Annotated in this window: 1 pseudogene; it reads right to left on the bottom strand. The window is 46.0% G+C overall.

Annotated elements, in window-relative coordinates:
• Positions 1-68 precede the first annotated feature (68 nt).
• Positions 69-313: pseudogene (locus tag BCT81_RS03635) on the bottom strand (YfcC family protein); the annotation flags it as partial.

Raw genomic sequence — 313 nt, 5'->3', positions numbered from 1 at the left:
AGCGAATTCGCTGCCTTTATATTTGTTTGGATTGTTTCAAGCAAAGCTATCCGACTAAAGCCCGAGCCTTAAAATGGACCTAACTCAATCATTTGAGCAATCACGACTGAAATCAGAGCGCCTACCGACCAGAACAAGAATAGTGGTAAGAAGAAACGCACCCACTTGCCATAAGGTACTTTGGCAATCGCTAGTACCGCCAACAAGCCACCGTTGGTTGGATAGATGTAATTCGAGATACCGTCACCCAATTGCGATGCCAACGCCGCAACTTGGCGAGTCACTTCGCCAATATCTGCCAATGGAATGATAA

Origin of the sequence: Vibrio sp. 10N.261.52.A1 (genome assembly GCF_002876325.1) — a bacterium.
Taxonomy (GTDB): Bacteria; Pseudomonadota; Gammaproteobacteria; order Enterobacterales; family Vibrionaceae; genus Vibrio; species Vibrio chagasii.
This window is presented reverse-complemented; position numbering and strand designations above follow the sequence as displayed.